General features: G+C 67.1%; 9 protein-coding genes and 1 tRNA gene. 5 read left to right on the top strand and 5 right to left on the bottom strand.

Annotation, left to right across the window (positions count from 1 at the left end; genetic code table 11):
* Positions 1-12: 12 nt before the first annotated feature.
* Complete coding sequence (locus tag EJV47_RS11785) at positions 13-2052, top strand: hypothetical protein (protein ID WP_126693346.1); 2040 nt, start codon at positions 13-15, stop codon at positions 2050-2052.
* 140 nt (positions 2053-2192) lie between these two features.
* On the opposite strand, the gene EJV47_RS11780 is transcribed toward EJV47_RS11785, so the two are convergent.
* From EJV47_RS11780 to EJV47_RS11770, 3 genes are all read right to left on the bottom strand, one after another.
* Positions 2193-2269, bottom strand: a tRNA-Arg gene (locus EJV47_RS11780).
* Positions 2270-2378: 109 nt separating this feature from the next.
* Positions 2379-3092 (bottom strand): TVP38/TMEM64 family protein, encoded by a 714-nt coding sequence (locus tag EJV47_RS11775; protein WP_126693345.1) that lies wholly within the window; start codon positions 3090-3092, stop codon positions 2379-2381.
* Positions 3093-3169: 77 nt separating this feature from the next.
* Positions 3170-4132, bottom strand: a complete 963-nt coding sequence (locus tag EJV47_RS11770; RefSeq protein ID WP_126693344.1) for a DUF2167 domain-containing protein — start codon at positions 4130-4132, stop codon at positions 3170-3172.
* A gap of 147 nt (positions 4133-4279) precedes the next feature.
* Between EJV47_RS11770 and EJV47_RS11765 the strand changes: the two genes are divergently transcribed.
* The 4 genes from EJV47_RS11765 (at position 4280) to EJV47_RS11750 (ending at position 10009) form a co-directional block, all read left to right on the top strand.
* On the top strand, positions 4280-5419 hold the full coding sequence (locus EJV47_RS11765; RefSeq protein WP_126693343.1) for a cystathionine gamma-synthase: 1140 nt from the start codon (positions 4280-4282) through the stop codon (positions 5417-5419).
* Positions 5420-5506: 87 nt separating this feature from the next.
* A complete protein-coding gene (locus EJV47_RS11760; RefSeq protein ID WP_126693342.1) occupies positions 5507-6226 on the top strand; it encodes an SIMPL domain-containing protein in 720 nt (239 codons plus the stop codon).
* Between the two features lie 4 nt (positions 6227-6230).
* Positions 6231-7490 carry a glycosyltransferase 87 family protein gene (locus EJV47_RS11755; RefSeq protein ID WP_126693341.1) on the top strand — a complete coding sequence of 420 codons (1260 nt, stop codon included), beginning with the start codon at positions 6231-6233 and terminating at the stop codon, positions 7488-7490.
* A complete protein-coding gene (locus EJV47_RS11750) occupies positions 7487-10009 on the top strand; it encodes a hypothetical protein (protein ID WP_126693340.1) in 2523 nt (840 codons plus the stop codon). The genes EJV47_RS11755 and EJV47_RS11750 overlap by 4 nt, the downstream gene beginning before the upstream one ends.
* A gap of 65 nt (positions 10010-10074) precedes the next feature.
* On the opposite strand, the gene EJV47_RS11745 is transcribed toward EJV47_RS11750, so the two are convergent.
* Positions 10075-11619, bottom strand: a complete 1545-nt coding sequence (locus tag EJV47_RS11745; RefSeq protein WP_126693339.1) for a hypothetical protein — start codon at positions 11617-11619, stop codon at positions 10075-10077.
* Positions 11620-11696: 77 nt separating this feature from the next.
* A complete protein-coding gene (locus EJV47_RS11740) occupies positions 11697-12707 on the bottom strand; it encodes an OmpA/MotB family protein (RefSeq protein ID WP_243651120.1) in 1011 nt (336 codons plus the stop codon).
* Positions 12708-12872 lie beyond the last annotated feature (165 nt).

Below are 12872 nucleotides of genomic sequence, written 5' to 3'. Positions count from 1 at the left end.
ATTTCCGCTGTTATGGCCGACGATACCCCCGCCCAGCTCGAATTCCTGCAGTTTCATTTGCCCAGCCTCACGCCCGGCACCTACTCCGTCGAAGTGCAGCAGACGCTGACCGGCCCGGGCATCGGCGGCAGCACCGGCAACACCTTCGGGGCCGCGCTGAGCTTCACCGTGGCCGGGGAGCGGCTGCTGCTCCCGCCCACCGACATCCAGGCCGTGTTTCCGCCCGAGGGCAGCCTGCTCGACCACAACAACGTGCTGCCCCACCTGGTGCTGGGGCGCAGCACCGCGCCCTGGGAGCGGCACGCCGACCCCGCCGACCCTGAAAGCCCCTGGCTGGCGCTGGTGCTACTGGAGGAAGGGGAGAACTTCGCCACCCAGACCTACCCGCTCGACAAGCTGCCCGGCGTGCTGCCCGGCTTCGTGGCCGAGCCCGGCGAAGCGGCCGATGCCCAGGCCACCGTGCTGACGCTGAACGACGGGTTGGCCCAAACCCTACTGCCCGCCACCACCGCCGAGCTGAAGCTGCTCACCCACGTGCGCCGCGGCAAGGACGAAAAAGGCGTGCTAGGGGAGGAGCTGGCCGTGGTCATCGGCAGCCGCCTGCCGGCCAAGGGCGTGCGCAGCACCGTGCACCTGGTGGCGCTGGAAGGCCGCTACCCCGGCGGCCAGTTCGACGCAGGCAGCGGCCAGGTGGCGCTGCTGAGCCTGAAAAGCTGGAGCTTCAGCTGCCTGCGCCGGTTTATGCTCACGTCAAAGGCCATCAGTGAGCTGCAAGCCACCGTGCCCGCCGCCGATTTGGCCCTGCTGCAGCCGCTGCTGGACACCGAAGTAACCGGCCAGGAAGCTTTCCTGACGCAGGTCGGTCAGCTGCTGGGCCACGAGGTGCCCGCCAGCTACCGGGCCGACTTGCTGAAGTACGCGGAGCAAAGCAAGACTTTCCGGGAGCTGGTGCACGCCCTGCAGCCGGGCACGCTGCGCCTGCCCGGCCGCGGCGTAGCCGAAAACCTGCTCGGCGCCGGCTTCCTGCCCCTCGCGCACCAGTTCCGCGACGGGCAGCAGCTCGTGTCCTGGTACCACGGCCCGCTCATTCCGGCCACCAGCACCGCGGCCGATGCCCCCCAGCCCGTGCGCGCCGCCGACGCGCTGCTGCGCTACCACCCCAGCACCGGCCTGCTCGACGTGTCGTACGCCGCCGCCTGGGAGCTGGGCCGGCTGCTGGGTCTGAGCAGCAAGGCGTTTTCGGTAGCCCTCTACAACTGGAAGCGCAGCGTGGCCCAGCAGCAGCTGGTGCTCCAGAACGAGCCCCTGCACGCCGCCCCGCTGCTGCTCACCGCCGCCCCGGCCACGGCGCCGCCACCGGTGCCGCCCGTCGTCAGCAAGTGGTTTGCCGATATTAGCCTGCTCGTCGACCTGCCCTTCGGCTACCTGGTGCCCGACGAAAGCCTACTGCCAGTGGAGTCCCTGCGCTTTTTCCAGGTCGATGCGCTGTGGATGGACGCCTTGCTCGACGGAGCGGCCAGCCTCGGCCGCATCATCGGTCAGGACGTGCAGCACGAACAGGCCCTCAACGCCGATTTCCGCTTTCCCTACCGCGAAAAAGGCCTGAGCGGGGTACTGATTCGCTCGGAAATCGTGGCCGGCTGGCCCGATCTGGTCGTTCTTGGCCATGCGGGAAATGACGCAAGCACCCCGCAGCAACCGTTGCGCCGCGCCCTGCTCTCCAAAAACGTGCTACTGTGTTTGTTCGAAGGCCCCCTGCAGACGTTGGACGTGCAGCTCAAGCCCGAAACCATGCACTTCGGCCTCGACGACTCTACCACCCACGAAGGCGCCTACAGCAAGCTCCTGCGCGGCCCCAAGGGCAGTACCACCGGCCAGCCCACCGTCGACCCCGTGCCTTGGCGCGCCGAAGACCACCGCGTGCTGGACATCAGCAACCTGGCTAACCAGATCCAGCAATTGCAAACGCGCACCACCGCCCCCGATTCGGCCTGGTTTGCCCTGGAAATGATTGAAGGCTCGGTGAAAGCGCGCTTCCACCGCACCATTTAAAAACCGTTCGTGACCCGGCGGCTCGCCGCGTCGTTCCCTTCGGTGGCAAAGCAGCTGCCGAAGGGAACGACGCTTGCTGCTGGACGCACCATAAGCGAAAAGCCCCGATTCTGTAGTCGAATCGGGGCTTTTGCAATTTGTGGTGGTCACGTAGGGAGTCGAACCCCAAACCTCCTGGTTCGTAGCCAGGTGCTCTATCCAGTTGAGCTACGTGACCGTTTTTCCGTTTTGGTGGTGCAAAGATAAGGGCCGTTTTTTGGCTTGTGCAAATGTTACGTCAATATTTCCGGGAAGAAAGCCTTGTAAAAGCGGCAAGCGGCTGAGAGTCAGCCGACATTTTTTTGCGACTTTTTTAGCGCCCGGTTCAACGCCCGGTTGAAGAGGAAGTACAGGCCGAATACCGACACCACAATCAGGCCGATGACGAGCAGCTTGCCGGCGGTGCCGCTGTCGGGGTCCTTGATGAGGTCGAACACGTCCTGGGCTTTGGTGCCGAGCCAGTAGAAAAACAGGCTGCGCGGGAGCATGCCCATGACGGAGGCGGAGAGGAAACGCTTTTTCTCCACGCGCATCACGGCCAGCACGAAGGTCATCAGGGCAAAGGGCAGGACCGGGGAGATGCGCGTGAGCAGGATGAGCTGCCAACTGTCCTTTTTCAGCTCCTCCATCACGGCGTCGGCCTTGGGGAAGTGGTGCAGGAAGCTGAGCATCTTGCCGTGGTCGAGGGAGGAGGCCACGGTGTAGCCCACCATGGCGGCCAGGGCGTAGCTGAGCACCATGCCGGGAAAGCCCCACCAGCCCAGGTAAAAGCCCGTCACCAGTGCCACGAAGGTGGTAGGGGTGAGGGCAAAGGCCATGGTGAAGGCAATGATGGCGAAGTACACCAGCGTCTGGGCCACGGTGAGGTGCTGCAGCAGGGTCTGGTTCTGGTACAAGACCCAGCTGAGCGTGGAGCTGCCGAGCACGGGCAGGGCCACCAGCAGGCCCATCGAGAGCAGGGTGGAGGCGTTGTGGCGAAGCAGTTCGCGGAGAAAGCGCATAGGCGGCAGAAAAGAAAGCGGGCCGGCCTGGCGACCGGCCCGCTGCTGGGGCTCAAACGTAAAACCGGGCGCCGAAGCTACACCCCGGGCGCCGGAGTGGCGTCGTCGGTGGTTTCCTCGGCGGCGGGCTGCTCATCTTCCGAGGACGACCCGCGGCCGGTGAAGAAGCGGCGGATGGCGGTGAAGCCGGCGGCCAGCAAACCCAGCAGCACCTTCCAGAACTTGGCCAGCAGGGCGAAAGCGCCCACCTTGGCCAGCACCTTGCCCGCCACCAGGCCACCCAGCGAGTAGGCGGCCACTTCGTCGATGTCGGGGTTGAAATCGGCGTAGCGCTGGCCCTGGGCAAAGTCGGTGCCCTTGACCACGGCCGGAATCTGGGCCTGCACCACGGCCAGCTGGTCGGTGTTGGCCACGGCGTTCAGGCTCAGCACGCCCTTGCGGCCCAGGATGCGCACGTCGTAGTTCAGCGTGGGTCCTTCGCTGCCCTCAAACTGGATTTTCTTGGCCCAGTGCAGGGCGTGGGCGGCTTTGTCGTAGTGCGGGGCGGCGGCCCAGCCCAGCAGCTCCATCGTGGGGAAGCCGGCGGCCTTACGGTCGGGGTTGGCGTCCTTGATTTCCTGCTGCATGTCGCCGAGCAGCTCGGTGTAGTCGATTTCCTCCGCGTCGTCGTCCTTCACGTAGCCCATCGACTCGAAGCTGACGATGAAGGCCCAGTTCTTCTCGTCGAGCGGGCCCTTATCGGCCGGGAAAACCATGCCCTCCAGGCCCTCGGTGGTCGACTCGGGGTTGCCCCAGAGGCGGGTGAGGACGTGGCGGCTCTGGGCGGCGTCGAGGTAGCGCATGCCGGCGGGCACGGTGAAGGTGCCACGGCCCTCGGTGAGGGTGATTCGGCCCGTCTGGTAGCGGAACGAGGCCTGAATGGAGTCGATGCGGGCCTTCATCAGGGCAGCGGAGTCGACCGGGGCGGGCGTGGGGGCGGCCTGGGTGGTGGCCGGCAGCAGCAGGCAACCGGCGAGCAGGAGGCGTAAAAGTTGTTTCATGCGGTAAATGAAGAGGTTGAAGGATAAATACAAACCAGCGCAAGTTAAGGGGCCGCGCGGGTTTGTAAGCGGGCAAGGCAGAAGAAAATCAGCTTGCTACCTTTGGCGTCCCATTCGTTAAGCTCCCCGCATCCCAATTCCCCGCCCATGAAATTCGGCACCAAAGCCATCCACGCCGGCGTACACCCGGACCCCAGCACCGGGGCCATCATGACGCCCATCTTCCAGACCTCGACCTACGTGCAACGCTCGCCCGGCGACCATAAGGGCTACGAGTACTCGCGCACGCACAACCCCACCCGCACCCAGCTGCAGAACGCGCTGGCCGCCCTCGAAAACGGCAAGCACGGCCTGTGCTTCGCCTCGGGCATGGCCGCCATCGACTGCATCGTGAAGCTGCTGGAGCCCGGCGACGAGGTGGTATCGACCAACGATTTGTACGGCGGCTCCTACCGCCTCTTCACCAAGGTTTTTGCCAAGTACGGCATCAAGTTCACCTTCGTGCCCATGCACGACGTGGCGGCCGTGCGCGCGGCCATGACCGAGCGCACCAAGCTGGTGTGGGCCGAAACGCCCACCAACCCGCTGCTGCACATCATTGATATCAAGGCCATTGCCGAGGCGGCCCACGAAGGCGGCGCCCTGCTGGTGGTCGACAACACCTTCGCCACGCCCTACCTGCAAAACCCGCTGGACCTGGGCGCCGACGTGGTGATGCACTCGTTGACCAAGTACATGGGCGGCCACTCCGACGTGGTGATGGGCGCCCTCATCGTGCAGGACGACGAGCTGCACCAGCGCCTGGCCTTCCTGCAGAACGCCTGCGGCGGCACGCCCGGGCCCCAGGACTGCTTCCTGGTGCTGCGCGGCCTCAAGACGCTGCACATCCGCATGCAGCGCCACTGCGAAAACGGCCGCGCCGTGGCCGAGTACCTGCGCCAGCACCCGAAAGTGGAGAAGGTGTACTGGCCCGGCCTGGAGTCGCACCCCGGCCACCAGGTGGCCCGCCAGCAGATGCGCGACTTCGGCGGCATGATGTCGTTCGTGCTGAAGGGCGACCGGGTGGAGGACGCCACGGCCGTGCTGGAGAAGTTCCAGCTGTTTTCCCTGGCCGAAAGCCTCGGCGGTGTGGAAAGCCTCTCGGGCCACCCCGCCAGCATGACGCACGCCAGCATTCCGGCCGAGGAGCGCCGCAAGGCTGGCCTGTCCGACTCGCTCATCCGCCTGTCGGTGGGCATCGAGGACGCCGAGGACCTTATCGAGGACCTGGCGCAGGCCCTGGGCTAAGCCCACCGCTTATCTTCGCAGGCCGTCATTCCGAAGCGTTCGGGGTGGCGGCCTGTCTGCGTCCTGGCCTTTTTGCAATTGTTTCGGATGAATCGTTTTCGTTTGCTGCTGATGCTGACCCTGCTGGGCGCCGCGGGCGCGGCTGCAGCCCAGGCGCCGGCACCGCGCCCGCGCACCGTGAGCGTGCGGGGCACCGCTACGGCCGAGGTGGAGCCCGAGCGCATGGAGCTGCTCATCACCTACCGCGTGGCCGACAACGTGAAGGACGCCGACAAGGCCAAGGCCCAGGAGCAGGCGCTGCTGGCGGCCCTGCAGAGCTTCGGGGTGCCGCGCGAGAAGCTGGTGCTCGACAACCTCTCGGCCTACGGCTACGGCGCGTTTTCGAAGACCTTCAACTCCACCGTGTCGCTGACCAAGGTGTACCGGCTCACGCTCGACAAGCCCGCCGTGCTCAACGACCTGATACCGCGCCTGGTGCAGACCGGGGCCGACAACGTGCAGGTGGCCCGGCTAGAAAGTGCCCAACTGGACGCCCGCCGGCAGCAGGTACTGGCCGCAGCCCTCGACAACGCCCGGCAGAAAGCCGCCGTGCTGGCCCGGCAACTGGGTTTGCAGCTCGGCGCACCGTTGTCGGTGGCCGAGGCCTTGCCCCTGCGCCTGCCCCCGGCCGACGACGCGCCGCGCGGCTACTACAAGCTGCGCGGGAGCCTGCCGGTGGAACCAGGCGCCGACGCCGACGGCCCCGTGCCCAACCTGCGCACCATTCACCTCAGCAGCTCGGTCGACGCCGAGTTTGAGCTGAAGTAGCCGCGTGCCCGCCCCCGCTGCATCCCGCTGGCCCGCCTGGCTGCGCCGCTGGCCGCTGGGCCCGTACGCCGGCCCGTACCTGCTGCTGCTCACGCTGCTGGTGGTATTGCTGCCCGAGGCGGGCTACCCGGCCGATACCTGGCTGTGGGCGCGCTGGGCCGAGTACAGCCGGGCCCACGGGCTGGGCAACGTGTACGCCCTGCACGGCAACAACTACAACCCGCTCTACCACTACCTGCTGGCCTTGTTTGGGCAGCTGGAAGGCAGCGCGGCGGCCATTCAGGCCCACTGGTACCGGCTGAAGCTGCTCACCCTGCCCTTCGACGTGGCCGGGGCGCTGCTGGCCGCCTCCCTGGCCCGCACCGACCGGCGCCGCTTCCTCGCCTCGTTGGTGCTGCTGCTCAGCCCGGCTTATCTGTACAACACGCTCATCTGGGGCCAGGTCGACGCTATTTACACCGGCTTCGTGTTTGGGGCCGCGTGGCTGGCCCTGCGTGGGCGACTGGTTGGCAGCGGGGTGTGCTTCGTGCTGGCGCTGAATGCCAAGCTGCAGGCGCTGATTTTTCTGCCCCCGCTGCTGCTGCTCTGGGCGCCGCTGGGCCTGGCCGCGCCGCGCCGCCTGCCCGGGGCCGTGCTGGCCGCCGTCCTTACGCAGGGGCTGGTGCTGGCGCCGTTCATCTGGGGCGGGGAGCGGAGCTACCTGCCCGAGCTGCTGCGCATCAACCGGCAGGCCGTGGGCTACTACCCGTTTCTGTCGATGAAGGCCTTCAACTGGTGGCAGCTCACGGCTACGGGTAACCTGATGACCCGGCTCGACACCGACCTCTGGCACGGCATGACCTACCGGCACTGGGGCATGCTGCTGTTTCTGGGGGCGGCCACCGGGGTGCTGCTGCCCTTGCTGGGCCACACCGTCGGGCGGGTGTGGCGCCGCCGGCCGGCTGATGCGCCGCTAGTGCTGCTCACGATGGCCCTGGTGCCGCTGGTTTTCTGCTTTTTCAACACCCAGATGCACGAGCGGTATTGGCACAGCGCCCTGCTGTTTCTGGCTGCTTACGCCTTCACCTCGGGCCGCTACGCCCTGCTGGCGCTGGTATCGGTGGCTTACCTGCTGAACCTGGAAGCCGTAATGAACCACCTGCGGCTGCCGGCCGCGCTGCTGACGCCCGAGCCGATTGCGGCCCTGTTTGGGCTGAGCATAGCGCTGGGCACCTGGCAGCTGTACCGCCGGGCCCGTCACGTAGTCAGCCGCCGCGAAGCATGAAGCCCCTTACTGCCGTCCGCCGCCTGAACGAGCCCTACCTGCTGCTGTACCTGCTGCTGTTCGGGGTGCTGGTCGTGCTGCTGCCCCGCACCGGCTACGGCCCCGATTTGTCGTCCTGGATTTTGTGGGCCCAGCACATTCACGCCCGCGGGCTCGGCGAGGCCTACACCATCCCCGACAACAACTACCCGCCCGTGTACCTGTACGTGCTCTGGCTGTACGGCAAGCTGGCGGGCAGCGCGGCGGCCATCCGGGAGCAGGTGTACGGACTGCGGCTGCTCACCCTGCCCTTCGATGTTGCGGGGGCGCTGCTGGCCGGCCGCCTGGTGCGCCGACCCGCCCGCCGCTTCGCTGCTTCGTTGCTGCTGCTGGCCAATACGGCTTACCTCTACAACACCCTGCTGTGGGGGCAGGTCGACGCCATCTACACCTGTTTCGCCTTTGGAGCGGTGCTGCTGGCCCTGCGGCAGCGGGCGGCCTACAGCGGCTGGCTGTTTGTGCTGGCCCTGAATACCAAGCTGCAGGCCGTGCTGTTTCTGCCGGGCCTGCTGCTGCTCTGGCTGCCGCTCTGGGCTGAGCGCCGCAGTGAGTTGCTGCGTGCCTTAATCGGCGGCGGGCTGCTGCAGGCCGCGCTGCTGCTGCCGTTTTTCAGCGCCGGCGGCTGGGCCTACCTGGGGCGGGTGGTAGCGGTGGGGCAGCACGCGGTGGGCTACTACCCCTACATTTCCCAGAGTGCCTACAACCTCTGGCACCTGCTGGTGGGCCCCGGGCAGGTGGGCCTGTCGGACACGCGGCCCTACCTGGGGCTGACGTACCGGGCCTGGGGCCTCATCTGGTTCGGGCTGGCTGCGGCCGTAATCCTGCTGCCGCTGGCCCGGCACACCGTTCGGCAGCTGCGGGGCCGGGCCCGGCCGCTGGACAGGGCGCGGGTGCTACTGGCCTTCGGCTTGCTGCCGCTGGCGTTCTGCTTTTTCAACACCCAGATGCACGAGCGGTACTGGCACGGCGCCCTGCTGTTTCTGGCCGCCTACGGCTTCACTTCGGGGCGCTACGCCGCTTACGCGCTGGCCTCGGGGGCGTACTACCTGAATCTGAACCAGGTGCTGCGGGCGGCGCCGCAGTTCATGCCGGCCCCCGGGCCGGCGGTGGCGCTGCTCTTTGCCGCCGTGCTGCTGCTGGGCCTCTACCAGCTCTACCAGCCCGCTGGTGCTAGCCGCCCGGGTCTGCGTAGCTTTGGCGGCATGACGAATGGGTTCCGGCCTTTTGGGCGCTACGCCGTGCGGCGCCGGCTGGTGAGCTGGCGCTACGGCGTGCTCCATGGGCTGCTGTTCAGCCTGCTGCTGGTGCTGGCCGGCCCCACCGCCCACCAAGGCGACCTGGAAGCCTGGCGCACCTGGGGCGTGTACCTGCAGCAACACGGCTTGAGCCGGGCCTACGCCAACCCGGCCATCGACTACAACCCGCTGTACCTGTACGTGCTGTGGCTGTTCGGGCGGCTGGCCGGCAGCGCCGAGGCCCTCATCAGCCACCTGCACGGCCTGAAAGCCATTACCCTGCTCTTCGACTTCGCCGGGGCGCTGCTGGCCGCTTCCCTGCTGCGGGGGCGCTGGCGGCAGTTCGTCGGCTCGTTGTGGCTGCTGCTCAATGCCGGCTACCTCTACAACACCCTCGTCTGGCAGCAGGTCGATGCCATTTATACCTGCCTGGTGTTTGCGGCGGTCCTTCTGGCTTTGCGGCAGCGGCCGGCGCTGAGCCTGGTTCTCTACGTGCTGGCCCTAAACGCCAAGCTGCAGGCCATTGTGTTCTTGCCGCTGCTCGGGCTGCTGTGGCTGCCGTTGCTGCGCCGCCGGCCGCGGCAGCTTTTGCCGGGCCTGGGGGCCGCCGCGGCGGTGCAGCTGCTGTTGCTGGCCCCTTTCGTCTGGGGCAGCGGGCAGAGTTACCTGGGGCGCATCCTGCACATCAACTTCTCCGCCGTCAGCGTGTACCCCTACACCACCGTCAACGCCTTTAACATCTGGGTGTTGCTGATGCCCGACGCCCTATTCTGGGTACCCGATACCCTGCGCAAATTCGGCCTGAGCTACCGGCACTGGGGCCTGCTGGCTTTCGGCGGGGCCTCGGCGCTGGCGCTGGCGCCGCTGCTACTGGGCGCCTGGCAGCGGCATCGAGGTGCTTTTACCGCGGCGCAGGCCCCGCTGGTGCTGCTCGTCGGCGGGCTGATTCCGCTGGTTTTCTGCTTTTTCAACACCGAGATGCACGAGCGGTACTGGCACCCGGCCGTGCTGTTTCTGGGCGCCTACGCGCTGGTTTCGCGCCGCTGGCTGCCCTACGCGCTGGTGTCATTGGGCTATTTGCTGAACCTGCACACCATGTTCAGCCACTATCACCACCGGCCCACCTGGCTGGTGCAGCACCCGCAGGTGGTGGGCGCCATCTTCGCCGCGGCCCTGCTGAGCGGGTTTTACTGCCTGTGGCTGGAAGTTCGACCGGTCGCTGCCAGGCCAGTCGAGCAGCCCTGAAAAAAGCCGCCCCGCTACTTCACCGGAAGCAGCGGGGCGACCAGGACGGCCGGCGTCCGCGCGTATTATTCCGCCTTCACCAGGCGCACGGTTTGCTGGCCGTCGGGGGTGCGGGCGAAGTACAGGCCGGCCGGCAGGGCCTGGGGCTGCCAGCTCACGCGGCCGTCGGCGGCGCTGTGCAGGCGGGCTACCAGGCGGCCCAGCCCGTCGGTTATCAGCACGGGTTGGGCTTTGGGCTCCAGTAGCTGAAACGTTACCTGCTGGGTAAAAGGCGTGGGAAAGGCGCTGAGCAGGCGCGCCGCCCGACCCCCGGTGGTGGCGTTGGGGCGCCGGCCGCTCACGCGCAGCAGCACGGTGCGGGTGTCGCTGCCGTTGAGGGGGCAGGCGTTGTCGGTGGCGCGCACGGTGAAGGCGTACTGCCCGCCCGCCGCCGTGCCGGGCACCGTCCAGCTCAGCTGCGCCGTGGGCGTCACCAGGTTGGGCTGAAAGGTGGCGCCGGGCAGCTGGCTGGCCACGTTGCTGCTCAGGCGCACCGCCTGGCCCGCGTCGGGGTCGGTGGCCGCGAAGGTCAGGCTCAGCACCTGCCCGGGGCTAACCGTCAGGGCCTGGTCGAAATCAACCGGCGCGTTGTTGCTGGTGGCCGTCAGCGTGGGATTGAGGTTGGGGCTGGCCTGGGCGAAATAGGTGACTTCCCGCCAGGTGCTGCCCAGCAGCACCGCCGTGCCGTTCAGCCGCCGGTACTCGTCCACGCGCACCACCACGGCGTAGCGGCCCGGCTGGGCGGGGGCCAGCTGCAGCAGGCCGGTGGCCGGGTTCAGCGCCGCCCAGGGCGTAGCCGCGCCATTGCTTACGCGGAAGGAGGGCAGCGGAAAAGTGGCCGAAAACTGCCCGGCCGGGTAGCTGCCCGTTTGCCCGCTGGCCGCATCGGTGGCGGTGCCGGCCGGGTAGCCGAGGTACTGCATGTCGAGCGGGCAGGGGTACACCGTAGTGCCGCCGGTAGGAGTGGTGACCAGGCTCCAGCGCGCCGCCGCCAGGCTGTACCTCAGCGAGTCGCCGTCGGCGTCGTAGGCGGCGAAGCTGTAGCGGTGCGCCGCATTCAGGGGCACAATCGGCAGCTCCAGCTCGGCAAAGCGCGGCGAGCTGTTGGCCTGCCCGCCGGTGTTGTCCAGCACGGTCTGCAGGTACATGCTGCGCATTTCCGACTGGGCCACGTTGGCTATGCCGGACTGGCGGTTCGTGTTGTCGACGCTGAGCGTCCACTGGGCGGCCGGCAGCGTCACGGTAACTTCGCCGACCAGGAACTGGTAGGGCGCCGTGCCGCCGCAGGTAGGCGGTACGGCCGCGGCGGGCTGCAGGTACAGCTGCGCCACCAAGCTGCCCGCCGCGGTGCTGGTGCAGTCGTTTTTCTTGCACACCAGCTCCACGTTGCGCGCCGCCGAAGCGGGCGAAGCCGGGTCAAAATATTCCTCTACCCGCACCCGGTACTGGTTGTTGCCGAGGGCGGTGTAGCTGATATGCCCGCCCAGGTGGTGGGTGGCGTGGGCGCTGAGCGGGCCGGCCAGGCCCGCCAGCAGCAGAAGCCAGCAGCGGCGAGGGTACAGACGAGTCATAAAAAAGCAGGAATCGTTAGGATTAGGATGACAGCCTAAACCTAACGATTCCTGCGCGTTGGGTGTTGTTCGGCGGGCTACTTTCCGGCCTCCGAGTTGGTGCCCAGAATCTGGAACAGCTCGTCGAGCTTGGGCGTGAGGATGATTTCGGTACGGCGGTTCAGGGCCTTGTTCGGGGCCGAGTCGTTCTGGGCCACCGGTACGTACTGCGAGCGGCCCGAGGCCGTCACGCGCTCCGGCTGCACGCCGCCGTTGGTCAGCAGGCGGGCAATTTCGGTAGCGCGCAGGGCCGAAAGGTCCCAGTTGTCCTGCATGCCGGCCGTGCCGCGCAGAATCGGCACGTTGTCGGTGTGGCCTTCCACCACCACGTTCACGTCGCGCTGCTCCTTGAGCACCCCAGCCAGCTTGGTCAGGGCCTCCTGGCCCTTGGGGTCGACCTTGGTGGAGCCCGACTTGAACAGCAGCTGCTCCGACAGAGACACGTACACCTTGCCGTCCTTCACCTTCACCTGCAACTCGCTGGATTTAAACGCCAGCAGGGCGTTGCTGACTTTGGTTTTGAGCGCATTCACGGCGGCGTCCTTCTCGGCCAGGGCTTTTTCCAGCTCGGCCAGGCGCTGCTCCCGGCTTTTCACGTCGGCCGAGAGCTTGTCGATTTCGGTGCGGCTCTTGTTCAGGTTGGCCGACAGCTCGCCCAGCTCGGCTTCGCGGCGGGCCAGGTCCTGGGCTATTTTCTGGTAGTCGGCCGTTTTGTTGGCCAGCACCTTCTCGTTGTTCTTGATGAGCTTGTCGTAGGTGTCGCTCAGCTCGCGGTACAGGCTCTGGGTGCGGCGCAGCACGTTGCCGGTCTGGGTGGAGTCGCTGATGAGGCGGCGGTTGGTCAGCTTGGTTTCGTTCAGCTCGTCGGTGGCCTTTTTCAGCTCGGCCACGGCTTCGCGGGCCTGCCGCTCGGCGGTGGTTTTGGCCTGCTCGGTGGCGTTCTGCCGGGCCTGCAAATCGTCGAATTTCTTGGCGGTGACGCAGCCCGGCAAGGACAGCGCGGCGCCGGCCAGGGCGGCCAGCAGCAGGGTAGGAGTGGACTTCTTCACGGGCAACGTAAGGCAAAGCCGCCGGACCTGCCCCGCAGGCCCACGGCCCCGGCAAGGTAGCCCCAACCGGTCGGAAATGCCAACGCCGCCGCGCCGGCTCCCGTACTTTTCGGCCTATATTGGGCTGACACTCACCTTGCCCGCTACCTCCAAAACCCCTGTTCT

The sequence above is a fragment of the Hymenobacter gummosus genome, assembly GCF_003970915.1.
Taxonomy (GTDB): domain Bacteria; phylum Bacteroidota; class Bacteroidia; order Cytophagales; family Hymenobacteraceae; genus Solirubrum; species Solirubrum gummosum.
The sequence above is the reverse complement of the archived record's forward strand: the minus strand, read 5'-3'. Positions and strand labels throughout refer to the sequence as shown.

Coding starts and splice junctions, on each gene's coding strand:
- EJV47_RS11760 (WP_126693342.1), top strand. CDS start 5,507: ATGAATCGTTTTCGTTTGCTGCTGATGCTGACCCTGCTGGGCGCCGCG.
- EJV47_RS11750 (WP_126693340.1), top strand. CDS start 7,487: ATGAAGCCCCTTACTGCCGTCCGCCGCCTGAACGAGCCCTACCTGCTG.
- EJV47_RS11770 (WP_126693344.1), bottom strand. CDS start 4,132: ATGAAACAACTTTTACGCCTCCTGCTCGCCGGTTGCCTGCTGCTGCCG.
- EJV47_RS11785 (WP_126693346.1), top strand. CDS start 13: ATGGCCGACGATACCCCCGCCCAGCTCGAATTCCTGCAGTTTCATTTG.
- EJV47_RS11765 (WP_126693343.1), top strand. CDS start 4,280: ATGAAATTCGGCACCAAAGCCATCCACGCCGGCGTACACCCGGACCCC.
- EJV47_RS11775 (WP_126693345.1), bottom strand. CDS start 3,092: ATGCGCTTTCTCCGCGAACTGCTTCGCCACAACGCCTCCACCCTGCTC.
- EJV47_RS11745 (WP_126693339.1), bottom strand. CDS start 11,619: ATGACTCGTCTGTACCCTCGCCGCTGCTGGCTTCTGCTGCTGGCGGGC.